This window comes from Citrobacter sp. Ct235 (genome assembly GCF_030332305.1).
GTDB classification, from domain to species: domain Bacteria; phylum Pseudomonadota; class Gammaproteobacteria; order Enterobacterales; family Enterobacteriaceae; genus Citrobacter_A; species Citrobacter_A telavivensis.
In genome coordinates, this window is the sequence record NZ_JAOWIC010000048.1 from 277,653 (window position 1) to 302,721 (window position 25,069).

The window sequence follows — 25,069 nt, forward strand, 5'->3', positions numbered from 1 at the left end:
ACTTGTAATGTCTATAGAGAAACATCCCGCCTGAGTATTCTGGTCTAATCACTACCGGAAAATAGTTTAGTGTCAATCTGAAGACTTCCAGGCAAAGTTTTCACAGGAGAATACCAGGATTTAACATGAAAAAAATTGCGTTAGGTTTATTTATTGCTGCAACCGTAGGATGCTCCGCATCCGTATTTGCAGCCACTGACGGTGAAGGACAAATTAACTTCACAGGGGAAATCATTGATTCCGCCTGTCAGGTGGTTAATGAGATCAGTAATCCACTGAACGTGCAGTTAGGCAAGATCTCTAAAACGGTCTTTACCGGTGCGGGCTCTACCAGCACATTGACGAAATTTGATATCCAGCTGAAAGATTGCCCTGAGACAGTGACCTCAGCGGCGATTAATTTCGGTGGCACACCGGATGCGGATAACCATTCCACGCTGGCGTTAACGCCGGATGCCGATACGGCAACGGGTGTGGCGATCCAACTGGTTGACGCTTCAGCGCAACCCGTTAGTCTCTATACCCCTACCCGCCAGTACCCGTTAGCGTCCGGTACAGCGGTCAACAATCTCGAATTCGGTGCGCGTTATATTCAAACCCAGACGGCTGTCACCGCGGGCCTGGCTAACTCAGTTTCTACGTTTACCGTTATTTATAACTGATACAATCAATCAGGAGATAGTCGCCTTCACACGAAGGTGACTATCTCCTCCTTTTTTAAGAAAGAATTATGCGACACAGTTATTTATTAGGCGCACTGTTACTCACCGCAGTAACAACCCATGCGGGTGTTATTATTAATGGCACCCGTCTGGTCTATCAGGGAGAGAAAAAAGAGTCTTCAATTGGTATTTCCAATCCGGATGATATTAACTACCTGGTGCAGTCCTGGGTGGATACTGGCATAAAAAAAAGTGACAAAGCGCCATTTCTGATTACCCCGCCACTGTTCCGCCTGAACGCGAAAGAAGATAACGTGCTGCGCGTAGTCCGTACCGGTGGAAATATCCCGGAAGATCGCGAATCGCTGTACTGGCTGAATATTAAAGCCATTCCTTCCTCAAGTCATCAGGAAGGGGTAAATACATTACAAATCGCCATCAATACGCGCCTGAAATTGATGTATCGCCCGGCTTCCATCAAAGGCAAACCAGAAGAGGTTGCCGATAAACTTGAATGGCACATCGAAGGCAACGATCTGGTGGTGAATAACCCCACGCCCTTTTATATGAATTTCCAGAGCGTCACCCTGAATGGGAAAAAAGTGACTAAGGCCACCTGGGCCAGGCCGAAAACGGCAAGCCACTTTGCCCTACCGCCCAATACACGTGGTTCAACCGTGTCATGGTCAATCATTACCGATTTTGGCAGCATCAGCAAAACCAGGTCTGCACCCGTTCATTAATAAATTCATTATTTGGTGCCTGAATAATCATGTACAGCACAAAAAAACCGCTTTCACGTCGATTGCATGCGATGCTGCCCACCATTTGTGGAATAGCACTGACCTGCTTTACGTTACAGGCCCGTGCTGATGATTATTTTAACCCTGCCCTACTGGATATTGATAATCCCGAGCAGGGAAAGACTGATCTTGCCATTTATGAAAATGGCCCGGGCCAGGCACCAGGAAAATATCAGGTTAGCGTGTTCGTCAATAATAATAAAATTGATACCCGCGACGTTATTTTTACATTAAAAAAAGATACGCAGGGGAATAATTCCCTGCAGCCTTGTTTCAGCCTTGATGATTTAAAAAACCTTGGCGTCAAAATCAAAGACTTTCCCCAACTGGCAGGAAAGGGAGAGTGTGCCGACATTCGCGCCATACCGTCTGCTTCCGCGACCTTTCGCATCAAAAACCAACAGCTTCTGTTAAGTATTCCTCAGTCAGCGGTGGGTCAGGTGCCGCGTGGCTATATCGATCAGAAAGAATATGACGAGGGGATCACTGCCGGTATTTTGAACTACAGCGCGAATGCCAGCCAGAACCACGCCCGCCAGCGGGGGGAAGCGGACAGCAGCAACCAGTACATCAACCTGCGTCCGGGTTTTAACGCCGGCGCCTGGCGTATACGTAATTACACCACATGGAATCACAGTTCGGATGGCGGTAATGACAACGGGAAATTCACCCCTGTTTATACCTATGCGCAGCGCGACGTCATCGGTTTGAAGAGTGAGTTGACCGTGGGCCAGAGTAATACTCAGGCCGATGTGTTTGACAGTATTTCTTATACCGGCGCACAGATAGCTTCCGAAAGTGACATGCTACCAGACAGCGAGCGTGGCTATGCCCCCGTGGTACGCGGCACAGCGCACAGTAACGCCATGGTGGTCGTTCGTCAGAACGGCTATGTTATCTACCAGAACACTGTCGCTCCCGGCGCGTTCGAGATTAACGATCTCTATCCGACCGGCAGCAGTGGCGATCTGAACGTCACCGTGAAAGAGACCGACGGCAGTGAAAGCCATTTCGTGGTGCCGTTTGCCTCAGTGCCAGTATTGCAACGTGAGAAACACCTGAAATACAGCGCTACCGTCGGACGTTACCGCTCATACGATAAAGACGTCGAGAAAAATCCGTTCGCGCAAGGAAGTGCTATCTATGGCATGTCACACGGTGTGACCCTTTATGGCGGTACGCAGCAGAGCTCGCATTATCACTCCGCTGCCCTTGGCATCGGGAAAAACGTGGGTGACTTAGGGGCGTTCTCGGTGGATGTCACACGCGCCAAAGCATTGCTCAAACAGCGTAAAACCAGCAAAGGCCAGTCCTTACGTCTGCGTTACAGCAAAAATTTTGCCGTAACCGGCACTAACGTTTCGCTGGCGGGTTATCGCTACAACAGCAAAGGCTTTTACACCTTACAGGACACGATGGACTCCTGGACCCGCGCGAACAACTGGTCCGCGCCGCAGCAGCGCCGTTCGCGGGCGGAAGCAACTGTAGACCAGCCGCTGGGTGAGAACTGGGGGTCAATGACGTTAAGTCTGGTGAAAGAGAGCTACTGGTCTCAGAGTCAGGATATGACCTCGCTGAGCGCCAGCTACAACAATAGCTGGCACGGGATAAGTTACAGCCTTAGCTACAGTTTTAATAAGAACAGTTACGACACGAATGAAGATGGTGAATCGGTCAGCAATGAACGCCTGATTAGCCTGAACATATCGGTACCTCTTGACCACTGGATGCACAACACCTGGGCAAACTACAGTCTGAACAACAGTAAAGATGGCACCACTCACAACCTCGGCCTGAACGGTACGACACTGGAGGGTGACAACCTGAGCTGGAGCGTTCAACAAAGTCAGGACAGTGCCAATAACAATACGGCCACCAGCATGAATGCGGATTACAAAGGCACTTATGGCGAAATGCATGGCGGAGTAAGCCAGGACAGCCACCAGCAGACGGTAAGCGCCGGGGTTCAGGGGGGCATCGTTGCCCACGCCGACGGGGTCACGCTTGGTCAGACGCTGGGCGAAACCGTGGTGTTGGTCAAAGCACCGGGTACGCATGGCACACATGTCGCTAACCAGACGGGTGTGGAAACCGATTCTCGCGGCTATACCCTCGTTCCCTTTGTTACGCCGTGGCGCCACAACCCAATATCGCTGGATACGGAAACACTGCCTGAGGATGCCGACGTCACACACGCCTCGCAGACGGTCACGCCGACACGCGGTGCGGTGGTTCGAGCCAGCTTCGATACCCGCGTCGGCAACCGCGTCTTAATGACGATAGCCAGGAACGATAAACCGCTGCCCTTTGGCGCAACGGTGACAACAGAAGATAAGAGCGGCGAATTTATCGTCGGCAACGATGGTCAGGTGTATCTCACTGGTCTGTCACAGCAGGGACAACTGCTCGTCTCCTGGGGCAAGGAGTCAAGCGAACATTGCGTCGCCGATTACGCCCTGACGAAAGAAAAGGACAATACCCACATTATAAACGCTGCCGCGCAGTGTCACTGATGAACACCGGACTGAACATTATGCAGATAGCAAAACAATTATTTTTACTTTTGGTACTGGCTACGGCTGTGCTCTTTATGCCGCACGCGAAGGCCAACTGTATGTCGCCGAATATACCCGCGCTGTTGTCGTTAACGTCTGTCTCCGTGTCTACCAGCCTGCCCGTAGGCGCAACGATTTCGGGAACAGAACGTTCAGTTCACATATCGGGGGACTGCTATGTGGACGAAGACGCGGGTCAGCCTATCATTGTCTGCTACAACGGCTTCGGTAAAGAGGTTCCCGGCATCCCTGGCGTCTATGCGTCGGGGGTTACCGGAGTGGGGGTGTCGCTCAGAAACGATAAGGGGCAACGCGTAGTAGGGGCGGCAGATCAGTACTGCTCTGATAATGACCCCATAGGCCAGGTGTCTTCTACGAAGAACAGCGACGGTTCATACCCGTTTAGCTTTGATGTCTCACTGGAGCTGGTGAAAACCAGCGAAACAGTGGCCGCCGGCTCACTCACAAGCAGCAATACGCAATTCAACCTTGGCGTTGGGCATGTTGAAGGCTTAGACAGCCCGAACACCATTTCATATTCTGGTGATGTCCAGGTCAAAGCGGTGACCTGCGCCGTATCGCCCGCATCCCTGACCGTCACGCTCGGAGATGTTCCGCTGAGCCGCTTTACCGGTCCAGGCACTTTAGTATCCCAGTCGGTTTTCAATATTGGCATGCTCTGCGATCAGGACGTACAGCCGGAAATGATGATCGCCAGCGCCAACGGCTATGAAACGAATTATCCCGGTGTCATTAAGCTCACTCCGGAAAGCGGCGTCGCCACGGGTGTGGGCGTGAAAATGCTCTTCAACGGTCAGGTACCTGTTTTTGAACAATATATGAACACGTTCATCACACATGCGAATATTCAGTCGCAATACCCCTTCAGCGTCTCTTACGAACAAACCAGCGCGGACATTTCGCCGGGGACGGCTAACACCGTCGCAACCATCACGGTGGCCTATAAATGAAAATGTTTTTGGCCGTTTTGCTGCTGGGACTGACTTGCCAGTCCCAGGCGGAAGAAGTCCAGATCAATATTCGCGGAAATATTTACGCGAACGCCTGCCAGGTAGACAGCGCCAGCCAGGATTTAACGGTGAGTCTGGGTAAGGCAAACTCAAGTGATTTTAAAGAGGTGGGCGATACCGGCAAATGGAAAACGTTTGATCTGACGCTGTCGAAATGTCCGACGACCGCTGTACTAGCCACCGCCACCTTTCACGGCCAGCCGGACAGCACCCATCCGACGAAATTCGCCAATGCCGGTACGGCAAAAGGGTTAGCGCTGGAGCTCGCCGATCCCCAGGATCAGATAGCGCTGGCACCGCACTCAAGCTTCAGCGTGTTAATCAACCCAAACGATCATACGGCGGATTTCCCGCTGGCCGCCCGCTACTACGCAACGTCAATGCCGGTCAGCGGCGGGACATTCGCAAGCGTGGTTCAGGTGACCTTTATTTACCAGTAGGACCGCGCCCCTTAGCACGGAGGCTTTTTTTACGCCCGGCGGCGAGTTTTGTCGGTTTTTTTTTCACTTCCGGTACTTCCGGTTGTTCAATTGGGAATACCGGCAGCGCGTTCAGCAGCCGCTGACCATAGTTTTTGGTAAGTAGCCGTTTGTCATAAATCACCACTTCTCCCCAGCACCCGTGGCTACGGATCAGGCGTCCCACCTGCTGAATGAGATTAAACGAGGCGGCGGGCAGGCTTTGCACCTCAAACGGATAGCGATTGAGGCTTTTGAGCCATTCGCCTTCGGTGATCACCACCGGGCTGTCAATGGGCGGGAACGCTATTTTATGAATATGCACCTGGCTGAGCAAATCCCCTTTCAGATCCAGCCCCTCGGCGAAAGATTGCAGCCCAATCAACACGCTACGCTCGCCGTTCTCCACCCGCTTACGGTGCAACTCCACCAACCGATAGCGCGGCTGGTCACCCTGGACCAGCAACAGCAGACGCAAATCGGTGACGTGTTCCAGAAATCGCTGCATTGCCCGTCCGCTGGCAAACAATACCAGCATGCCGGTGTGCTTTTTGCTTTCCAGCTGTTCGCGAAAATAGGCAGCCATTTCCGCGATATGCTGCTCTTCGGTATCAATTAGCGGCTCATAGCGCATCTGCGGAATAATGATTTTGCCCTGTTCGACGTGGTTAAACGGCGAATCAAGCGCGACAAAACGGTCTCCGGCTTTCTCCTTCAGACCGCTCATCTCCTGCAGGCGTGAAAAACTGTTAAGCGAACGCAGCGTGGCGGAGGTGACGATAATATGCGGCACGCTGCGCCAGAGTAGCCGCTCCAGCTGATCGCTCACGCGGATCCCCACACAGTGAAACCAGACGTGAGGCTGCCCGTCGCGCACATCGCGCGTCGTCCATTTCGACACCGGCGCACCGGACGACTGGGCCAGTGAGGCCAGCCGCCACAGTTTGCTTTGTGCCTCAAACATCCCCAGCGCACGGTTCATCTGCAAAATAGCCCGGTGCAGGCGCACAACATCGTGGCTGCCGGTTTTCTCGCTGAGATCGTTTAAAAATAGCTCCGCCAGACCGCGCAGCGTTTCGGTGAGCTTCGCCAGACGCTGGCAAATCTCCATCACTTCATCCGGCAGTGTTCCCATCGCAAAGCGATGTTCCGCCTCCTGCCCGGCGGGCATGTACAGATTGAGAATGCTATTAAGCGAGGCGATAAGCTCATACAACTCTTCGCAATGGGCGTTCAGACGCTCCGGATTCGCCAGCGGCGGCGTGGTTTTGGGACGAAACTGCTCCATGCAGGTCGCCACCAGTTTGCTGAACAGATCCAGCTGCAGGCGATACCAGGGTGCGGTGATTTCGGCACTCATTTCCAGCGCATCGCGGGCGACGTCCGGCAGATGATGGCCTTCATCCAGCACCAGCAGCAGGTTTTTCGGGTCCGGCAGCACCGCTTCACTTTCCATCGCTGCCATCACCAGCGCATGGTTTGCCACCACCACTTCCGCTTCCTGAATCTCACGACGCGCCACAAAGAACGGGCACTCACGATAGTAATGACAGTTGCGGTTCAGGCAGCTGGCTTTGTCGGTGCTCAATCGCCGCCAGAGGTCGTCATCAATGGCGATATCCGTATGATCGCGCAGGCCGTCCCACTTGTAGCTGTCGAGGGCGTCTTTCAACTTTGCGCAGCGCTTCTGTTCTTCCTGGTTGTTCGGCGTGAGTTCATCATCAAGAAACGCGAGCAGATCCTGCTGCGTGGGTTCAGTACTGGCCAGCGCCGTCAGATTTCGCGGGCACACATAGCGACCGCGACCAAACGCGGCGGTAAAGCGAAGATCGGGAATGATTTTGCGCAGTAATGGCAGATCTTTACTGTAGATCTGATCCTGCAACGCCACGTTGGCGGTACTGACCACCAGCGTTTTTTGCTCTTCCCGGGCAATGGCAATACCGGGAATGAGATAAGACAGGGTTTTCCCCACCCCGGTGGGTGCTTCAATCGCCAGATGACGCCCTTCTTCTCCGGTCAGCGTTTTCGCGACATCGGCAATCATCTGCCGCTGCGGCGCACGGGGGATAAAGTCGGGGATCTGTTCCTGAAGCGCCTTATACCAGGCGGCGATTTGCGCTTTGAGCGCAGCGGTTAATGCCATGAGAAAACCTGAAATACTGTATAAACAGCCACTATTGTGGCACATTTCAGGCCTGGAACGTACCTTTTTTGCCGGTTCTGGAAAGCGCTTCGCAACTCGGGGGCGAAGTGCCGGATGGCGGCTTGCGCCTTATCCGGCCTACGTTTAAGCATACTCCGGGCCGGATAAGCGCGTAGGCCTGATAAGCGCAGCGCCATCAGGCAGCTGCGCTATGACTTAATAGTATCCCAGCAGCTTCCACCACAGCATCCCAACCGCGAAGATGATGATCACATTAAACGTCACCACACACAGGTTGATTCGGTAAAACCGCGGTCGCTCGAAATAGCCTTGCGCAAAGTAGATAGGGCCGGGTCCACCACCGTACTCCGTGTTCCCCCACATCAGGTTACTGAAGATACCGAAGCAGATTGCCACCATCATCGGCGGCGCGCCGGCCGCAATCGCCGTTGCGGCAAACGGCGCGTACAGCGCGGCAACGTGCCCCGTGGCGGTGGCAAACAGATAGTGGACATAGATGTACAGTACCCCGAGCACGATAAAGGCTTCCATCGCGCCGAATCCCTGAATCCCGCTGCCCAACTTCACCGTCATCCATTTGATGAATCCCAGATCCGCCAGACCCGTCGCCAGGCTGATGATCACGCTAAACCAGATTACCGTATCCCACGCGGCATGGTCATTAAGGAGACTTTTCCAGCTTACCGCGCCGGTCGCAAACAAATAGGCCGCCAGCCCCAGCCCGACCGACGTCGCGGAGATCCCGGTTATCAGGCTGGTTCCCCAGCCCACCAGCGCCAGCACAAAGCCTACCGCCACTTTTTTCTCATTACTGCTCATTCCGCCCAGTTCGCTGAGCGACTGTTTGCCCATCGCTTTGGCTTCCGGAGTGTGCTTCAGTTCCGGATCCAGCAGCTTGTAGACCAGCAGCGGCATCAGGCAAAAGCAGACCATCGCCGGTACTACGGCGGAAATAAACCATCCGCCCCAGGTGATATCCAGACCCAGCGTGGATTTTGCCAGGCTTGCTACCAGCGGGTTCGCCGCCATCCCCGTCAAAAATATCGCCCCGGTGATCGGCGTGAACTGAAAGCAGACCATCGTTAAGAAATCACCAATCCGCTTACCGGTCGCGCCGGGTGCCGAGCCGAGTACGTCGTTGATTGAACGGGCGATGGGGAAAATAATCCCACCAGAACGCGCCGTCACGGAAGGCATCGCCGGGGCCATAATCAGGTCGGAAACGCCGAGCGAATAAGCAATTCCCAGACTGCTTCCACCAAACAGCGACAGCATTTTATAAGCAATGCGTTTCCCCAGTCCGGAGGTCACAAATCCCAGTGAGAGCACGTAGGCGCAGAAAATCAGCCACACGGTGCCAGAGGCAAAGCCCGACAGCGCCTTTGCCTCGGTCAAGGTTTTACTAAAGATAACCACGCAAAGCGCAATCAGCATGACCGCCCCCGAAGGGAGCGGTTGGGTCAGGATAGCCGCAATGGTCGCGGCAAAAATCGCAAACATATGCCAGGCCGCCGGCGTTAGCCCGTCAGGGACGGGAATAAACCAAATGACGGCGCCAATCACCAGCGGGATCAGAAATGAGATAACTTTCTTTCCCGCGACAGAATTCGTAGACATAGCAATATCCTTATTCCGTTAACACGAGAACGTTCATTTCCGTGACTGATACTTGGCCAGCACCTGATCGACCATTTCAGGCGCCATTCCCAGGTAATTTGCCGGATCGGTCAGTTGGTGGATCAGTTGCGGATCCAGTCGCTGTGCAACTGTCGGCATAGCGTTCAGCACGTCTGCCAGGTGACCGCCCTTCTCATTGACGATACGACAGGCGTCATAGACGACATCGTGGGCATCCTGGCGACCGATGTACGGAGCCAGTCCCATCATCACGGCTTCTGCCACAATCAGTCCATTGGTCATTCCCAGATTGCGCAGCATCGCCGCTTCATCGACCTCCAGTCCCGCCAGCATAAAGTTGGCCTGATGCAGCGCGCCTGCGCTCAGCACGAAACTTTCCGGGATCGCAATCCACTCCGCATGCCACGGCCCGGTCGCGCGTTCCAGATCCTGAACCATCGCATCCAGCATCAGTCCGGCCTGTTGACGAACGCCTTTTGCACAGGCCAGCATCAGTTCGCTGGAGATAGGGTTGCGTTTTTGCGGCATGGTGCTGCTCGCACCGCGTCCTTTCACGAACGGTTCATACAGTTCGCCAAACTCGTTCGACGCCATCAGCATCACGTCATACGCAATCTTCCCTAACGAACCGGTCATGACCGCCAGCAGGTTCACCGCTTCGGCAAAGCCGTCGCGCGCCACGTGCCAGGTGGAAGTGGGAACGTTGAGGCCCAACTCTTCCATCAGCGCTTTTTGTACCGCCAATCCTTTATCGCCCAGCGATGCCAGCGTGCCGGCAGCCCCGGCAAATTCACCGACCAGCACGCGGGGACGCGCCTGTTGCAGACGTTCGGCATGGCGTTCAAACATGTCCAGCCAGATGGCGGCTTTATAGCCAAAAGTCACCGGCAGCGCCTGCTGTAAGTGGGTGCGTCCGGCCATCGGCGTATCACGATAGCGCAGCGCCAGGTCAGCCAGCGTTGCACGCAACCGGTCCATGTCCGCCTCGATCAGTTCAAAGGCATCACGGATTTGCAGGACCACCGCCGTGTCCATAATGTCCTGCGTCGTCGCTCCCCAGTGCACGTAGCCGCCAGACTCGCCGGCCTGCTTTGAAATCTGGTGAACGAGCGGCAGGATCGGGTAACCGACGATTTCCGTCTCATGGCGCAGCAAATCGAAATCCAGCGTATCGGCATTGCACTTCTCGGCGATCTCTTTGGCTGCCGCTTCCGGGATCACCCCACAGCGCGCCTGCGCTTTGGCGAGCGCGACCTCCACTTCGACATATTTGCGAATGAGTTCGTAGTCATCAAACACCGCACGCATTGCCGGTGTACCAAAAGAATCTCTAAATAAAACAGAATCCATTACATTCGAAGCCATAAATCCCCCGGTTTAATCCGATAGTGATAAGATGTGTGTCTGCCCCGGTTTACACCTCAGCCGGGACAGCTTAAATGTCCGAACATAAAACAATGTCCGTACATTTTAAATGTACGGACATTTATAATAATCATGATGAATGTATGGAATAGCCCGTACACATTTTTGTGACTGTGATCATTAATTATTTGATGAAACTGCGATGAAAGAATCTCTGTACAAGCGGATAGCCCGTGAACTGGCCCATCAAATCTCGACGGGAACTTACCCACCGGGTTCACTGTTTCCGACGGAAATGGAACTGTGCGAAACCTGGCAGGTGAGCCGTCACACCATGCGCGAAGCGTTGCGGGAATTAACGGAACAGGGGCTGATTTCGCGGCGTAAAGGCGCAGGTACGCGCGTATGTGAACCGCAGGCGAGCGGGGTTAACCATCCGCTGTCGCATCTGGAAGATCTGCTGCTGTTGGCGAAGAACAACCTGCGGGTGATTAAGAAGATCGATGAGATTGTGGCGGATATTGAGCTTTCTCAGCTGATAGATTGTCCGCCAGGCTCACGCTGGCTACATATCGCCAGTATTCGCGAAGATGCGCAAAACCCGGACGCCCCCATTTGCTGGACGGACAGTTACGCCAGCACCGATTACTCCAGGCTGCGCACGTTTATCCGTGACGATCCGCACTCGCTGATTAGCGATCTGATCGAAACGCACTACGGGATTAAGAGCCACGAAGTCCATCAGACGATCACCGCCGTTGGTGTACCAAAGAAAATCGCAAAGATACTGAATGTCGAGCCCGATTCTCCGGGGATGCGCATCGTGCGACGCTATCGGGATCGAGACGGAAAGGTGTTCGAGACCACGATTTCAATTCACCCGGCGGGAAGGTATACCTGCTCTATCGTGTTGAAATCGCAGAATTCGGGGGAATGAGGGGGAATTTTGCATACCCTTTTAAAGTGAATATGCCACCACCTGTAACAGGTTCCGTTCACCTCATGTTCGCAGCTTGTCTGGCACCCTTGCTCCTGTGAACGTGTTAAGGAGGCTCGTCGCCGCCTCCTTAACAATCCAGGCTCCCGGCAGGAAAATTGTCGCTTCGCGATACCCTCCGCTTATTCCTTCAGGCTATCGGGTCGGGTGCGACTCAGCATCCCTGCTTCGCGCACCCTGAACCCGCATCCCTGCGGGTTCCCCCGGCCTTACGGAAACACGTCGGCAATTTTCAGCCGGACCACTCCACACCTGACCCTCTCAGCGGTTTGCTTTTTTGGCAGCAAAATAAATTTATCCGGGAGGGAGGATGTTGAAGCGATGCCGTTGGTCCGGCCTGAAAATCGATGAGGCGTGACGGCTGACCGGGTCCGCCCGCAGGGAAGCGGGCGGAGGGGACGGCCTGCGGGGATGCAGGCTCGACCCCGACCCGACAGGCAGACGGCATAAGACGAATGCACCACGAAGTGGCGATTTTCCTTGCCGGGAGCCAGGGTTGCAAGGGAGGCGGCGGAGAGCCTCCCTTGCACGTTCACGTGTGCTGTAGTTTCAGAGAATCACTGAATACAAAGTGAACGTAAAATTTCTCAGAGTATCAGGTTCCCCTGACCCCTTACTGGACTGGCGTAATTCTGCGTGGACGACGCGGCGGACGGGGCTTTTCGCCAGCCGGTTTCGCATCGCCTGTGCGGCGTGAAGGTTTAGCGCCGACTTTTGGCGCGCCACCGTCCTGACGACGCGGCTGTTGAGCGCGACCCGCGCCCTGCCCTTGCCCCTGACCACGGCCTCGACCGCCGCCGCCACCGCCACGCTGTTGGCGACCATTCTCGATCGGCTCTGCTTTAATCGATGGATCCGGCTCATAGCCTGGCATGGCAATACGTGGGATCTCTTTTTTCAGCAGTTTTTCGATATCACGCAGCAGTTTGTGTTCATCAACACAGACCAGCGACAGCGCCTCACCGGTAGCCGCCGCACGCCCGGTACGACCGATACGGTGCACATAATCTTCCGGAACATTCGGCAGCTCGTAGTTCACCACGTGCGGCAGTTCTTCGATATCCAGACCACGCGCGGCAATATCCGTTGCCACCAGCACGCGAATTTCACCTGATTTAAAATCAGCCAGCGCACGGGTACGCGCCCCCTGGCTCTTGTTGCCGTGGATCGCCGCACTGCGAATGCCATCTTTGTTCAGTTGTTCCGCCAGATGATTGGCGCCGTGTTTGGTACGGGTAAACACCAGCACCTGCTGCCAGTTCCCCTGGCCGATCATCTGCGATAACAGCTCACGTTTGCGTTTCTTATCCACAAAATGCACGTGCTGCGTGACCTGTTCTGAAGCCGTGTTGCGGCGTGCCACTTCAATTTCCAGTGGGTTATGCAGCAGCTTTTCGGCCAGCGCCTTGATCTCATCAGAGAATGTCGCAGAGAACAGCAGGTTCTGACGCTTCGCCGGCAGTTTCGCTAACACACGGCGAATATCGTGAATAAAGCCCATATCCAGCATACGGTCCGCTTCATCCAGCACCAGAATCTCAATCTGGTCCAGTTTCACCGCGTTCTGGTGTTCCAGGTCCAGCAAGCGGCCCGGCGTTGCAACCAGCACATCGACGCCGCCGCGCAGTTTCATCATCTGCGGGTTAATGCTCACGCCGCCAAAAACGACCAGCGAACGGATGTTCAGATACTTGCTGTAATCACGGACGTTTTCACCAATCTGCGCCGCCAGTTCACGCGTCGGCGTCAGGATCAGCGCCCGTACCGGACGGCGCGCTTTGTTGTGCGGCTGTTTAGTAATAAGGTGCTGTAACAGTGGCAGCGTAAAGCCCGCCGTTTTACCGGTACCGGTCTGCGCACTCGCCATCAGGTCGCGACCTTCCAACACGGCAGGGATTGCCTGCTGCTGAATAGGGGTAGGTTCACGGTAACCCTGCTCGGCAATGGCGCGCAGAATATCAGGGTTCAAACCCAGGGAATCAAAAGACATAACTACTCCGAACCGCCCCGACCGTTCCCGGTGTCGTTTTCAGGGAGATACATACAATTTGGGAATGACAAAAACCACAATGTCATGAAGGGGCGGAGTGTAGCAGTTTTTGTGACGCACCGCATAAATTATCCCTCTTACTGGCATCGACAAAATAAACCACCAGACTGGACAAGGATGATTTTCAGTCATAATCTTAATCAATCGATTGATTAAGATTTAGGTCGCGTGATGAATACTCCCACTATGACCACCAAAGGTGAACAGGCCAAAAGCCAGCTGATTGCCGCCGCACTGGCCCAGTTTGGCGAGTATGGCCTGCATGCCACCACTCGCGACATTGCCGCGCTGGCCGGGCAAAACATTGCCGCCATTACCTACTATTTTGGCTCAAAAGAGGATTTATACCTCGCCTGCGCCCAGTGGATTGCCGATTTCATTGGCAGTCAGTTTCGCCCGCACGCGGAAGACGCCGAACGTTTATTCGCCCAGGCCCATCCCGACCGTGCCGCCATGCGCGAGCTGATTCTGCGCGCCTGCAAAAACATGATCATGCTGTTAACCCAGGATGACACCGTGAATCTGAGCAAATTTATCTCGCGCGAACAGCTCTCCCCTACCGCGGCGTATCAGCGGGTGCACGAGCAGGTTATCGAGCCATTGCACAGTCATCTGACCCGTCTTATCGCCGCGTATACTGGTTGCGACGCCCACGACACGCGCATGATTCTGCATACCCACGCGCTGCTCGGCGAAGTGTTGGCATTCCGTCTCGGTAAAGAAACCATTCTGTTACGTACCGGCTGGTCGCAGTTTGATGAAGAAAAAACGGCGCTGATTACGCAGACCGTGACCTGTCATATCGATCTTATTCTGCAAGGTTTATCGCAAAGGAGTCTGGACTGATGAAAAAGCCTGTCGTTATTGGCCTGGTGATCGCGGCGCTGCTCGCGGTGATTGCCGGTGGCACATGGTGGTATCAAAGCCGGCAGGACAACGGACTGACGCTCTACGGCAACGTGGACATCCGTACCGTTAACCTCAGCTTTCGCGTCGGTGGTCGACTCGCATCACTGACGGTGGATGAAGGCGATGCCATTAAAACAGGACAGGTGCTGGGCGAGCTGGATCATGCTCCCTATGAGAACGCCCTGATGCAGGCAAAAGCCGGTGTTTCCGTCGCGCAGGCCCAGTACGATTTGATGCTGGCGGGCTATCGTCAGGAAGAGATTGCCCAGGCAGCGGCAGCGGTGAAACAGGCGCAGGCCGCCTATGATTACGCGCAGAATTTCTACAACCGTCAGCAGGGATTGTGGAAAAGCCGCACCATTTCCGCTAACGATCTGGAAAACGCCCGCTCTTCCCGCGACCAGGCGTTGGCAACGTTGAAATCCGCACAGGACAAACTGAGTCAGTACCGCTCCGGTAATCGTGAACAGGATATCGCCCAGGCGAAAGCCAGCCTTGAACAGGCGCAGGCACAGCTGGCGCAGGCGGAACTCGACCTCCATGACACCACGCTTGTCGCCCCGGCGAACGGCACGCTGTTAACCCGCGCGGTTGAGCCCGGCAGCATGCTCAGCGCAGGGGGTACCGTGCTGACGCTCTCCCTCACCCGACCGGTTTGGGTGCGCGCCTACGTCGACGAACGTCATCTTTCTCAGGCACAGCCGGGACGCGAAATCCTGCTGTACACCGATGGACGTCCCGAAAAGCCGTATCACGGTAAAATCGGCTTTGTCTCCCCGACCGCAGAATTCACCCCGAAAACGGTAGAGACGCCGGACCTGCGTACCGATCTGGTTTACCGCCTGCGTATTGTGGTCACCGATGCCGACGACGCCCTGCGCCAGGGCATGCCGGTGACGGTGACGTTCGGCAACGAGGCTGGACATGAATGACGCCGTCATCACGCTGAGCGGGCTGACTAAACGTTTTTCCGGACTGGAAAAGCCGGCAGTCGCCCCGCTCGACTGTACGATTCACGCCGGATACGTGACCGGTCTGGTGGGACCGGACGGTGCAGGGAAAACCACGCTGATGAGAATGCTGGCGGGTTTGTTGAGGCCGGACGGCGGCAGCGCAACGGTGATTGGCTTTGATCCGATTAAAAACGACAGCGCGCTGCACGCGGTGCTGGGTTACATGCCACAAAAATTTGGCCTGTATGAAGATCTCACCGTGATGGAGAACCTCAACCTGTACGCCGATTTACGCAGCGTTACAGGCGATGTGCGGGAAAAAACCTTTGCCCGCCTGCTGGAATTCACCTCGCTCGGTCCGTTTACCGGTCGTCTGGCGGGAAAACTCTCCGGCGGGATGAAACAGAAACTGGGGCTGGCCTGTACGCTGGTCGGTGAACCCAAAGTACTGTTACTGGATGAACCCGGCGTCGGCGTTGACCCCATCTCACGGCGCGAACTCTGGCAGATGGTGCACGAACTGGCGGGCGACGGGATGCTGATCCTGTGGAGCACGTCGTATCTGGATGAAGCCGAACAGTGTCGGGACGTACTGCTGATGAACGAAGGCGAACTGCTGTATCAGGGCGAACCGACTCAACTGACACAAACCATGGCCGGGCGCAGTTTTCTGATGCACAGCCCACAGGAAAACAACCGTAAATTGCTCCAGCGGGCGCTTAAACTGCCGCAGGTCAGCGACGGCATGATCCAGGGGAAATCGGTTCGTCTGATCCTGAAAAAAGAGGCCACAGCAGACGATATTCGCCGCAGCAACGGCATGCCGGCGATCGATATCAGCGAAACCGCGCCACGCTTCGAAGACGCGTTTATCGATCTGCTGGGCGGGGCTGCCACCTCTGAATCGCCGCTGGGCGCCATTTTGCACACCGTCGAAGGGACACCGGGCGAAACGGTGATTGAAGCGAAAGCCCTGACCAAGAAATTTGGCGATTTCGCCGCCACCGATCACGTTGATTTTGCCGTCCAGCGCGGGGAAATTTTTGGCCTGCTGGGCCCCAACGGCGCGGGGAAATCCACGACCTTTAAAATGATGTGCGGCCTGCTGGTGCCCACTTCCGGCAAAGCGCTGGTGCTGGACATGGATCTGAAAGTCAGCTCCGGTAAGGCGCGTCAGCATCTGGGCTATATGGCACAAAAATTTTCGCTGTACGGCAACCTGACGGTGGAGCAAAACCTGCGCTTTTTCTCCGGCGTTTATGGCCTGCGAGGACGCGCGCAGAACGAAAAAATTGCCCGCATGAGCGAGGCGTTTGGCCTGAAAAGTATCGCCTCGCATGCCACCGATGAACTCCCACTGGGCTTTAAGCAGCGTCTGGCGCTGGCCTGTTCGCTGATGCACGAACCCGACATTCTGTTTCTCGACGAACCCACTTCTGGCGTCGATCCCCTCACCCGCCGCGAGTTCTGGCTGCATATCAACAGCATGGTGGAAAAAGGCGTGACGGTGATGGTGACGACGCACTTTATGGACGAAGCGGAATATTGCGACCGTATCGGCCTGGTCTATCGCGGGAAGCTAATTGCCAGCGGCACGCCGGACGACCTGAAGGCGCAGGCGGCCGATGATGACACGCCGGACCCGACCATGGAACAGGCATTCATCCGGCTGATTAATGACTGGGATAAGGAGCACGGCAATGCGTAACCGCCTTCTCTCCTGGCGCCGCGTGCGGGCGCTGTGCGTCAAAGAGACGCGACAGATCGTCCGCGATCCCAGTAGCTGGCTGATTGCTGTGGTCATCCCACTGCTGCTGCTGTTTATTTTTGGCTACGGCATTAACCTCGATTCCAGCAAGCTGCGGGTAGGGATCCTGCTTGAACAGCAAAGCGAAGAGGCGCTGGACTTTGCCCACGCAATGACCGGTTCGCCGTACATTGACGCCACTATCAGCGATAACCGCCAGGCGCTGATTGAAAAAATGCAGGCCGGGCGCATTCGCGGGCTGGTGGTCATTCCGGTCGATTTCGCCCAGCAGATGGCGCGCGCCAACGACACCGCGCCGATTCAGGTGATTACCGACGGCAGTGAACCCAATACCGCCAACTTCGTGCAGGGCTATGTGGAAGGCATCTGGCAAATCTGGCAGATGCAGCGGGCGGAAGATCGCGGGGAAACGTTTGAACCGCTGATTGAGGTGCAGACCCGCTACTGGTTCAACCCGGCGGCCATCAGTCAGCATTTTATTATCCCCGGTGCGGTGACGATCATCATGACGGTGATCGGCGCGATCCTCACCTCGCTGGTCGTCGCGCGCGAATGGGAACGCGGTACGATGGAAGCATTGCTCTCCACCGAAGTGACGCGCGCCGAGCTGCTGCTGTGTAAACTCATCCCCTACTATTTCCTCGGCATGCTGGCAATGCTGCTGTGTATGCTGGTATCGGTGTTTATTCTCGGCGTCCCGTATCGCGGATCGTTACTGCTGCTGTTTTTCATCACCAGCCTGTTTTTGCTCAGCACGCTGGGGATGGGGCTGTTGATTTCCACCATCACCCGCAACCAGTTTAATGCCGCCCAGGTGGCGCTTAACGCCGCTTTTTTACCGTCGATTATGCTGTCAGGCTTTATTTTCCAGATAGACAGTATGCCCGCGGTGATCCGCGCGGTGACCTACATTATTCCGGCGCGTTACTTCGTCAGCACGCTGCAAAGCCTGTTTCTCGCTGGTAATATTCCGGTGGTGCTGATTGTCAACGTGCTGTTTTTAATCGCTTCGGCGGTGATGTTTATTGGTCTGACGTGGATAAAAACCAAACGTCGGCTGGATTGATGATTTGCCGGATGGCGCTTTCGCATATCCGGCAAACTGCCTGAGGACGCTGCGCTTATCAGGCCTACGGAGTGCTTCATCGGGTATAAGTCACCGTAGGCCGGGATAAGGCCTTGTGCCGTCATCCGGCAAACTGCCTGATGGGGCTGCGCTTATCAGGCCTACGGAGTGCTTCATCAGGTATAGGTCACCGTAGGCCGGATAAGGCCTTGTGCCGTCATCCGGCAAACTGCCTGATGGCGCTGCGTTTATCAGGCCTACGAAATGCTTCATCGGGTATAGGTCACCGTAGGCCGGATAAGGCCTTGTGCCGTCATCCGACAAACTGTCTGATGGCGCTGCGCTTATCAGGCCTACGGAGTGCTTCATCGGGTATAGGTCACCGTAGGCCAGATAAGGCCTTGTGCCGTCATCCGACAAACTGCCTGATGGGGCTGCGCTTATCAGGCCTACGGAGTGCTTCATCGGGTATAGGTCACCGTAGGCCGGATAAGGTCTTGTGCCGTCATCCGGCAAACTGCCTGATGACGCTGCGCTTATCAGGCCTACGGAGTGCTTCATCGGGTATAGGTCACCGTAGGCCGGATAAGGTCTTGTGCCGTCATCCGGCAAACTGCCTGATGGCGCTGCGCTTATCAGGCCTACGGAGTGCTTCATCGGGTATAAGTCACCGTAGGCCGGATAAGGCCTTGTGCCGTCATCCGGCAAACTGCCTGATGACGCTGCGCTTATCAGGCCTACGAGATGTTTCATCGGGTATTAAGGGCAACATTATGTTTCATCGTTTATGGACGTTAATTCGCAAAGAGCTGCAGTCGCTGTTACGCGAGCCGCAGACCCGCGCGATCCTGATTCTGCCGGTACTGATTCAGGTGTTTCTGTTTCCCTTTGCGGCGACCCTGGAAGTGACTAACGCGACCATCGCCATCTATAACGAAGACAATGGGAAGCATTCGGTTGAGCTGACCCAGCGCTTTGCTCGCGCCAAAGCCTTTACCCATATTCTGTTGCTGAAAAGCCCGCAGGAAATCCAGCCCACGATCGATACGCAAAAGGCGCTGTTGCTGGTGCGCTTTCCGGCGGATTTCTCGCGCAATCTGGATACCTTTCAGTCTGCGCCCATGCAGTTAATTCTCGACGGACGTAACTCGAACAGCGCGCAGATCGCCGCCAACTATCTCCAGCAAATCGTGAAGAACTATCAGCAGGAACTGATGGAGGGCAAACCGAAGCCTAACAACAGCGAGCTGGTGGTGCGCAACTGGTACAACCCTAACCTCGACTATAAGTGGTTCGTGGTGCCATCACTGATCGCGATGATCACCACCATTGGCGTGATGATTGTCACCTCGCTGTCCGTGGCGCGCGAACGTGAACAGGGTACGCTGGATCAGCTGCTGGTCTCCCCGCTCACCACCTGGCAAATCTTTATTGGTAAAGCGGTTCCCGCGCTGATTGTCGCCACCGGACAGGCCTCTATCGTGCTGGCAATCGGTATCTGGGCGTATCAGATCCCGTTTGCCGGGTCGCTGGCGCTGTTTTACTTCACGATGGTGATTTACGGACTGTCGCTGGTGGGCTTCGGGCTGCTGATATCCTCGCTCTGCTCCACACAGCAGCAGGCATTTATCGGCGTGTTCGTCTTTATGATGCCGGCGATTTTACTGTCGGGGTACGTCTCCCCGGTCGAAAATATGCCGGTCTGGTTGCAGAACCTGACATGGATAAACCCTATCCGTCACTTCACGGATATCACCAAGCAGATCTATTTGAAAGATGCGAGTTTGCAGATTGTCTGGGGAAGCTTGTGGCCGCTACTGGTGATAGCGACCACGACGGGATCAGCGGCGTATGCGATGTTTAGACGCAAAATTATGTAGCTTTTTGTCTTTCGCCAGCAGCGAAACCACAGCGGGTCCGGCCAGGATTGCCAGTCCCGCCAGCGCCAGCAGGATGTTGTTTTGTAAAACCCGGGACAGCAGCCACAGCACGATCAGCGCTGCACCGAAATACCAGGTGGTGGTGAGTTCTTCCAGCACGTCAGCGACTTCGCGCCAACGCTGCTCATGATGACGCTGTAACGCCAGCATCAGTAATACGGTCACGCCATACACTACGCATAATCCCAGGCCGACGTGCACCAGCGTGCCGCTCATCCAGCCCATGACCAACAACGCCACGACCAGTAAATGCAACATAATCTGCCAGCAACTTAACCCCGTTGCGACACGAACACGTTGTTGCCACCTCATGGCTTTTCTCCTGAAGGATTTTTCTCTAATTACTCAGAGTACCGCACTTTACGGAAAATTCCGTAACGCCGCACCTTTTTGTGACGACGACTACACTATTTCAATCAGAAGAGTGACGCCAACAGGAGAAAAATGACTCAATCGACGCAAAATTTTTCATTTAACGTGCTCACTATTAATACGCATAAAGGCTTTACCGCCTTTAACAAGCGCTTCATTTTACCGGAACTGCGCGATGCCGTTCGTACGGTTGGCGCCGACATCGTCTGTCTGCAGGAGGTGATGGGCGCGCACGAGGTGCATCCGCTGCACGTCGAAAACTGGCCGGATACCACCCACTACGAATTTCTCGCCGACACCATGTGGAGTGACTACGCCTACGGGCGCAACGCCGTCTATCCGCAAGGGCATCATGGCAACGCGGTGCTGTCACGCTATCCTATTGAACATTATGAAAATCGCGATATCTCAGTCGGCAGCAGTGAAAAGCGCGGCGTACTCTATTGTCGCATTGTCCCCCCGCAGCTTGGGAAACCGATTCATGTGATGTGTGTTCACCTCGGCCTGCGCGAAGCCCACCGGCAGGCGCAGCTCACTCTGCTGGCAGACTGGGTCAACGCCCTGCCCGACGGCGAACCGGTGGTGGTAGCCGGTGATTTCAACGACTGGCGGCAGAAGGCAAACCCTCCCTTAAAAGCCGCCGGGCTGGATGAAATCTTTACCCGCGCCCGCGGTCGCCCGGCGCGGACTTTTCCCGCCAGTCTGCCGCTGCTGCGCCTCGATCGTATTTACGTGAAAAATGCCCATGCCAGTTCGCCGACAATGCTGCCGCTGCGCAACTGGCGGCATCTCTCAGACCATGCCCCTCTTAGCGCGGAGATCCATCTATGAAATGTGGCTGGCGTGAAGGTAATCAGATCCAGTTACTGGAAAACGGCGACCAGTATTACCCCGCCGTGTTTGCGGCGATTGCCGATGCGCGGCAGAAAATTATTCTGGAAACCTTCATCTGGTTTGAAGATGAAGTGGGAAAACAGCTTCATGCAGCGCTGTTAGCCGCGGCGAAACGCGGTGTGAAGGCGGAAGTACTGCTGGACGGCTACGGCTCGCCGGACCTGAGCGACGCGTTCGTCGGCGAACTGACCTCGGCAGGCGTGGTGTTTCGCTACTATGACCCCCGCCCTCGGGTGTTCGGCATGCGTACCAACGTCTTTCGCCGCATGCATCGCAAGATTGTGGTGATTGACGACCGGGTGGCATTTGTCGGCGGGATTAATTATTCCGACGAGCATATGTCCGATTACGGGCCCGAGGCCAAGCAGGATTACGCGGTACGAGTGGAAGGCCCCGTCGTCGCCGATATTCTACAGTTTGAGGTGGAAAACCTCCCCGGACAGAGCGCGGTACGCCGCTGGTGGCGTCGCCATCATCGTGCTGAAGAGAACCGCCAGCCCGGCGAGGCGCAGGCGCTGTTCGTCTGGCGCGACAACGACGAGCACCGCGACGATATCGAGCGCCACTACCTGAAAATGCTCACCCAGGCCCGGCGGGAGGTGATTATTGCGAACGCCTACTTCTTTCCCGGTTACCGGTTGTTGCATGCCATGCGTAAGGCTGCCCGACGAGGCGTGCGTGTGAAACTGGTTGTGCAAGGCGAACCGGATATGCCGATTGTAAAAGTTGGCGCCCGCCTGCTGTACAACTATCTGGTGAAAGGCGATGTCCAGGTTTACGAGTACCGACGCAAACCGCTGCATGGCAAGGTGGCATTGATGGATGACCACTGGGCGACGGTCGGCTCCAGTAATCTTGACCCGCTCAGCCTGTCGCTCAATCTGGAAGCCAACCTGATCGTACACGACAGAGCGTTTAACCAGACGCTGCGCGATAACCTCAACGCTATCATTGCCGAAGACTGTAAGCAGGTGGACGAGTCGATGCTGCCGAAACGCACCTGGTGGAACCTGACCAAAAGCGTACTGGCGTTCCACTTCTTACGCCACTTCCCGGCGCTGGTCGGCTGGCTTCCGGCGCATACCCCCCGTCTGGCGCAGGTTGATCCGCCAGCACAGCCCGAGATGGAAACGCAGGATCGGGTGGAGATACAGAACACAGGAGCGAAACCCTGATGGCAAAATCACACCCGCGCTGGCGAGTGGCGAAAAAGATCCTCACCTGGCTGTTTTTCATCGCCGTGATTGTGCTGCTGGTTGTCTACGCCAGGAAAGTCAACTGGGAGGATGTATGGACGGTTATTCGCGATTATAACCGGGTGGTATTACTGAGCGCCGTTGGACTGGTGATCCTCAGCTATCTGCTCTATGGCTGCTATGACCTGCTGGGACGCGCCTATTGCGGTCACAGACTGGCAAAGCGGCAGGTGATGCTGGTGTCGTTTATCTGCTACGCCTTCAACCTGACGCTCAGTACCTGGGTCGGTGGCATCGGTATGCGCTACCGGCTCTATTCCCGCCTCGGCCTGCCGGGTAGCACCATCACCCGTATTTTCTCCCTGAGTATCACAACCAACTGGCTGGGTTACATTCTGCTTGGCGGGATCATCTTCACCTTTGGCGTGGTGCAACTGCCCGCACACTGGTATATCGACGAAAGCACTCTGCGCATTCTGGGCGTGGCGCTGCTGCTAATTATCACCATTTATCTGTGGTTCTGCGCCTTCGCCAGACATCGCCATATGACCATTAAGGGACAAAAGCTGGTGCTGCCGTCATGGAAATTTGCACTGGCTCAGATGGCTATCTCCAGCACCAACTGGATGGTAATGGGAGCGATCATCTGGTTGTTGCTGGGTCAGGAGGTGAACTACTTTTTCGTGCTCGGCGTGCTGCTGGTCAGCAGTATCGCGGGGGTGATTGTCCACATTCCAGCGGGGATTGGCGTACTGGAAGCGGTCTTTATCGCGCTGCTGGCGGGAGAACAGACGTCGCAGGGCATCATCATTGCCGCGCTGCTTGCGTACCGCGTGCTGTATTACTTTGCCCCGCTTTTGCTGGCGCTAATGAGTTATCTGCTGCTGGAGAGTCGGGCGAAGAAACTACGGGCGAAAAACGAAAAGGCGATGGCGAAGTGATAAATCGTTGCCCGATGGCGCTACGCTTATCAGACCTACAGGATCATTTTTTGTAGGCGATAAGGCGTAGCCGCCATCCGGCACAGCAAACTCAGCGACGGTTGCCTAAGATACGCAGCAGCATCAGGAACAGGTTAATAAAGTCCAGATACAGCGTTAGCGCGCCGAGAATAGAATATTTACGCAGGTTAGAACTGTCGCGCACATCGATCTGCTCACCGATATTTTTTAGCTTCTGGGTGTCGTAGGCGGTCAGACCGACAAACACCACCACCCCGATATAGGTCACTGCCCACATTAGCGCTTCACTCTTCAGCCAGAAGTTCACCAGTGAGGCCAGGGTGATGCCAATCAGCGCCATAAACAGCATGTTGCCCCAGCCGCTCAGATCGCGCTTCGTGGTGTATCCCCACAGGCTCATCACGCCAAACATCCCGCCGGTGACCACAAAGGTGCTGGCAATGGAGGACGCGGTATAAATAATAAAAATGCTGGAAAGCGTCAGACCGGTCAGGACGGAATAGAGCATAAACAGTGTGGTCATGACGCCCGCACCGAGTCTGTTGACCAGACCCGATAACACAAATACGACTGCTAATTGTGCAATGACAAGGCCAAAGAAAAAGATTCTGTTGGTATAAAGCAACTCCATGAACGCACTGGAATTCGCCGCATACCACGCAATAAACGCGGTTAGCAGCAGCCCGACCGTCATCCAGCCGTAGACCTGCGCCATATAGGTTTGCAGGCCGGAACGGGCCTGCACGATTGATTCGGATCGTGGAAATCGGTCCATGATAATCTCCTGATTGAAAGTGACTACACGGGATAAGCGTATCACAATTTCCGGCTACCAGCGTTGCGCCGCCTGACGATCGCTGTCGCGGGCTTCCACCCAGCGCTCTCCTTCCGGCGTGGCTTCACGCTTCCAGAACGGCGCGCGTGTCTTCAGATAGTCCATGATGAACTGCCCGGCCTCAAACGAACTGCTGCGGTGCGAACTGGTGACGCCGACAAAGACGATTTCATCGCCCGGCCACAGTTCGCCAGTCCGGTGAATCACCGTGACGCGTCCCAGCGGCCAGCGCGCCCGTGCCTCATCAACAATCTCCGCCAGCGCTTTTTCCGTCATCCCCGGATAGTGCTCCAGCGTCAGCGCCTTCACGCTGTCACCAAGATTATGATTGCGCACTTTACCGGTAAAGGTCACCACCGCGCCGTCTTCGTCGCGTTCTGCCAGCCAGGGATACTCTTCCCCCAAGCTGAACGGCGCAGGCCCGACAATAATTTTCGTTTCAGCCATC

Annotated in this window: 21 protein-coding genes; 14 read left to right on the forward strand and 7 right to left on the reverse strand. The window is 55.4% G+C overall.

Annotated features, from left to right (window positions below):
• Window positions 1-125 precede the first annotated feature (125 nt).
• The 5 genes from OGY35_RS16735 to OGY35_RS16755 all read left to right on the forward strand — a co-directional run bounded on the left by OGY35_RS16735 (window position 126) and on the right by OGY35_RS16755 (window position 5,491).
• Window positions 126-662 (forward strand): fimbrial protein, encoded by a 537-nt coding sequence (locus OGY35_RS16735; RefSeq protein ID WP_286632874.1) that lies wholly within the window; start codon window positions 126-128, stop codon window positions 660-662.
• Window positions 663-730: 68 nt separating this feature from the next.
• A complete protein-coding gene (locus tag OGY35_RS16740; protein WP_286632876.1) occupies window positions 731-1,405 on the forward strand; it encodes a fimbrial biogenesis chaperone in 675 nt (224 codons plus the stop codon).
• A 29-nt stretch (window positions 1,406-1,434) separates the two neighbouring features.
• Window positions 1,435-3,978, forward strand: coding sequence for a fimbria/pilus outer membrane usher protein (locus tag OGY35_RS16745; RefSeq protein WP_286632877.1), 2,544 nt, complete (start codon window positions 1,435-1,437; stop codon window positions 3,976-3,978).
• Window positions 3,979-4,079: 101 nt separating this feature from the next.
• Window positions 4,080-4,991, forward strand: a complete 912-nt coding sequence (locus tag OGY35_RS16750; protein WP_353655489.1) for a fimbrial protein — start codon at window positions 4,080-4,082, stop codon at window positions 4,989-4,991.
• Window positions 4,988-5,491: a fimbrial protein gene (locus OGY35_RS16755; protein WP_286632878.1), complete on the forward strand. Its 504-nt coding sequence runs from the start codon at window positions 4,988-4,990 to the stop codon at window positions 5,489-5,491. The genes OGY35_RS16750 and OGY35_RS16755 overlap by 4 nt, the downstream gene beginning before the upstream one ends.
• Here the strand turns inward: OGY35_RS16755 and dinG are convergent.
• From dinG to pcaB, 3 genes are all read right to left on the reverse strand, one after another.
• Complete coding sequence (gene dinG / locus OGY35_RS16760; RefSeq protein ID WP_286632879.1) at window positions 5,478-7,655, reverse strand: ATP-dependent DNA helicase DinG; 2,178 nt, start codon at window positions 7,653-7,655, stop codon at window positions 5,478-5,480. The genes OGY35_RS16755 and dinG overlap by 14 nt on opposite strands.
• A 216-nt stretch (window positions 7,656-7,871) precedes the next feature.
• The gene (locus tag OGY35_RS16765; RefSeq protein WP_152405356.1) at window positions 7,872-9,293 is read right to left on the reverse strand and encodes a DASS family sodium-coupled anion symporter; all 1,422 of its coding nucleotides are present in this window, start codon (window positions 9,291-9,293) and stop codon (window positions 7,872-7,874) included.
• A 33-nt stretch (window positions 9,294-9,326) separates the two neighbouring features.
• Complete coding sequence (gene pcaB / locus OGY35_RS16770; protein WP_286632880.1) at window positions 9,327-10,679, reverse strand: 3-carboxy-cis,cis-muconate cycloisomerase; 1,353 nt, start codon at window positions 10,677-10,679, stop codon at window positions 9,327-9,329.
• A gap of 202 nt (window positions 10,680-10,881) precedes the next feature.
• Between pcaB and OGY35_RS16775 the strand changes: the two genes are divergently transcribed.
• A complete protein-coding gene (locus tag OGY35_RS16775) occupies window positions 10,882-11,616 on the forward strand; it encodes a GntR family transcriptional regulator (RefSeq protein ID WP_152405358.1) in 735 nt (244 codons plus the stop codon).
• A 673-nt stretch (window positions 11,617-12,289) separates the two neighbouring features.
• Here the strand turns inward: OGY35_RS16775 and rhlE are convergent.
• Entirely contained in the window at window positions 12,290-13,666 is a 1,377-nt protein-coding gene (gene rhlE, locus OGY35_RS16780; RefSeq protein ID WP_286632881.1) for an ATP-dependent RNA helicase RhlE, read from the reverse strand.
• 231 nt (window positions 13,667-13,897) lie between these two features.
• On the opposite strand from rhlE, the gene cecR reads away from it, so the two are divergent.
• The 5 genes from cecR (at window position 13,898) to OGY35_RS16805 (ending at window position 20,302) form a co-directional block, all read left to right on the forward strand.
• Window positions 13,898-14,572 carry a transcriptional regulator CecR gene (gene cecR / locus OGY35_RS16785; protein ID WP_152405361.1) on the forward strand — a complete coding sequence of 225 codons (675 nt, stop codon included), beginning with the start codon at window positions 13,898-13,900 and terminating at the stop codon, window positions 14,570-14,572.
• Window positions 14,572-15,567: a secretion protein HlyD gene (gene hlyD, locus OGY35_RS16790; RefSeq protein ID WP_286632882.1), complete on the forward strand. Its 996-nt coding sequence runs from the start codon at window positions 14,572-14,574 to the stop codon at window positions 15,565-15,567. Before cecR ends, hlyD begins: the two co-directional genes overlap by 1 nt.
• Window positions 15,560-17,296: an ATP-binding cassette domain-containing protein gene (locus OGY35_RS16795; RefSeq protein WP_286632883.1), complete on the forward strand. Its 1,737-nt coding sequence runs from the start codon at window positions 15,560-15,562 to the stop codon at window positions 17,294-17,296. Before hlyD ends, OGY35_RS16795 begins: the two co-directional genes overlap by 8 nt.
• Entirely contained in the window at window positions 17,289-18,422 is a 1,134-nt protein-coding gene (locus OGY35_RS16800; protein ID WP_286632884.1) for an ABC transporter permease, read from the forward strand. Before OGY35_RS16795 ends, OGY35_RS16800 begins: the two co-directional genes overlap by 8 nt.
• Window positions 18,423-19,195: 773 nt before the next feature.
• Complete coding sequence (locus OGY35_RS16805) at window positions 19,196-20,302, forward strand: ABC transporter permease (RefSeq protein WP_286632885.1); 1,107 nt, start codon at window positions 19,196-19,198, stop codon at window positions 20,300-20,302.
• On the opposite strand, the gene OGY35_RS16810 is transcribed toward OGY35_RS16805, so the two are convergent.
• A complete protein-coding gene (locus OGY35_RS16810; protein WP_152405366.1) occupies window positions 20,264-20,674 on the reverse strand; it encodes a YbhQ family protein in 411 nt (136 codons plus the stop codon). The genes OGY35_RS16805 and OGY35_RS16810 overlap by 39 nt on opposite strands.
• A gap of 132 nt (window positions 20,675-20,806) precedes the next feature.
• Between OGY35_RS16810 and OGY35_RS16815 the strand changes: the two genes are divergently transcribed.
• The 3 genes from OGY35_RS16815 to OGY35_RS16825 are packed head-to-tail and all read left to right on the forward strand — an operon-like array spanning window position 20,807 to window position 23,765.
• Complete coding sequence (locus OGY35_RS16815) at window positions 20,807-21,565, forward strand: endonuclease/exonuclease/phosphatase family protein (protein WP_286632886.1); 759 nt, start codon at window positions 20,807-20,809, stop codon at window positions 21,563-21,565.
• Window positions 21,562-22,803, forward strand: coding sequence for a cardiolipin synthase ClsB (gene clsB, locus OGY35_RS16820; RefSeq protein ID WP_286632887.1), 1,242 nt, complete (start codon window positions 21,562-21,564; stop codon window positions 22,801-22,803). Before OGY35_RS16815 ends, clsB begins: the two co-directional genes overlap by 4 nt.
• Window positions 22,803-23,765, forward strand: a complete 963-nt coding sequence (locus OGY35_RS16825; RefSeq protein WP_286632888.1) for a lysylphosphatidylglycerol synthase domain-containing protein — start codon at window positions 22,803-22,805, stop codon at window positions 23,763-23,765. Before clsB ends, OGY35_RS16825 begins: the two co-directional genes overlap by 1 nt.
• 91 nt (window positions 23,766-23,856) lie before the next feature.
• On the opposite strand, the gene OGY35_RS16830 is transcribed toward OGY35_RS16825, so the two are convergent.
• Both OGY35_RS16830 and moaE read right to left on the reverse strand, forming a co-directional pair.
• Window positions 23,857-24,561 (reverse strand): Bax inhibitor-1/YccA family protein, encoded by a 705-nt coding sequence (locus tag OGY35_RS16830; RefSeq protein WP_286632889.1) that lies wholly within the window; start codon window positions 24,559-24,561, stop codon window positions 23,857-23,859.
• Window positions 24,562-24,615: 54 nt separating this feature from the next.
• Window positions 24,616-25,068: a molybdopterin synthase catalytic subunit MoaE gene (gene moaE, locus OGY35_RS16835; protein ID WP_286632890.1), complete on the reverse strand. Its 453-nt coding sequence runs from the start codon at window positions 25,066-25,068 to the stop codon at window positions 24,616-24,618.
• Window position 25,069: the final 1 nt, after the last annotated feature.

Excerpts from the sequence above, each read along its gene's own strand:
- OGY35_RS16735 (WP_286632874.1), top strand. The coding sequence starts at position 126 with ATGAAAAAAATTGCGTTAGGTTTATTTATTGCTGCAACCGTAGGATGC.
- OGY35_RS16740 (WP_286632876.1), top strand. The coding sequence starts at position 731 with ATGCGACACAGTTATTTATTAGGCGCACTGTTACTCACCGCAGTAACA.
- OGY35_RS16745 (WP_286632877.1), top strand. The coding sequence starts at position 1,435 with ATGTACAGCACAAAAAAACCGCTTTCACGTCGATTGCATGCGATGCTG.
- OGY35_RS16750 (WP_353655489.1), top strand. The coding sequence starts at position 4,080 with ATGTCGCCGAATATACCCGCGCTGTTGTCGTTAACGTCTGTCTCCGTG.
- OGY35_RS16755 (WP_286632878.1), top strand. The coding sequence starts at position 4,988 with ATGAAAATGTTTTTGGCCGTTTTGCTGCTGGGACTGACTTGCCAGTCC.
- dinG (WP_286632879.1), bottom strand. The coding sequence starts at position 7,655 with ATGGCATTAACCGCTGCGCTCAAAGCGCAAATCGCCGCCTGGTATAAG.
- OGY35_RS16765 (WP_152405356.1), bottom strand. The coding sequence starts at position 9,293 with ATGTCTACGAATTCTGTCGCGGGAAAGAAAGTTATCTCATTTCTGATC.
- pcaB (WP_286632880.1), bottom strand. The coding sequence starts at position 10,679 with ATGGCTTCGAATGTAATGGATTCTGTTTTATTTAGAGATTCTTTTGGT.
- OGY35_RS16775 (WP_152405358.1), top strand. The coding sequence starts at position 10,882 with ATGAAAGAATCTCTGTACAAGCGGATAGCCCGTGAACTGGCCCATCAA.
- rhlE (WP_286632881.1), bottom strand. The coding sequence starts at position 13,666 with ATGTCTTTTGATTCCCTGGGTTTGAACCCTGATATTCTGCGCGCCATT.
- cecR (WP_152405361.1), top strand. The coding sequence starts at position 13,898 with ATGAATACTCCCACTATGACCACCAAAGGTGAACAGGCCAAAAGCCAG.
- hlyD (WP_286632882.1), top strand. The coding sequence starts at position 14,572 with ATGAAAAAGCCTGTCGTTATTGGCCTGGTGATCGCGGCGCTGCTCGCG.
- OGY35_RS16795 (WP_286632883.1), top strand. The coding sequence starts at position 15,560 with ATGAATGACGCCGTCATCACGCTGAGCGGGCTGACTAAACGTTTTTCC.
- OGY35_RS16800 (WP_286632884.1), top strand. The coding sequence starts at position 17,289 with ATGCGTAACCGCCTTCTCTCCTGGCGCCGCGTGCGGGCGCTGTGCGTC.
- OGY35_RS16805 (WP_286632885.1), top strand. The coding sequence starts at position 19,196 with ATGTTTCATCGTTTATGGACGTTAATTCGCAAAGAGCTGCAGTCGCTG.
- OGY35_RS16810 (WP_152405366.1), bottom strand. The coding sequence starts at position 20,674 with ATGAGGTGGCAACAACGTGTTCGTGTCGCAACGGGGTTAAGTTGCTGG.
- OGY35_RS16815 (WP_286632886.1), top strand. The coding sequence starts at position 20,807 with ATGACTCAATCGACGCAAAATTTTTCATTTAACGTGCTCACTATTAAT.
- clsB (WP_286632887.1), top strand. The coding sequence starts at position 21,562 with ATGAAATGTGGCTGGCGTGAAGGTAATCAGATCCAGTTACTGGAAAAC.
- OGY35_RS16825 (WP_286632888.1), top strand. The coding sequence starts at position 22,803 with ATGGCAAAATCACACCCGCGCTGGCGAGTGGCGAAAAAGATCCTCACC.
- OGY35_RS16830 (WP_286632889.1), bottom strand. The coding sequence starts at position 24,561 with ATGGACCGATTTCCACGATCCGAATCAATCGTGCAGGCCCGTTCCGGC.
- moaE (WP_286632890.1), bottom strand. The coding sequence starts at position 25,068 with ATGGCTGAAACGAAAATTATTGTCGGGCCTGCGCCGTTCAGCTTGGGG.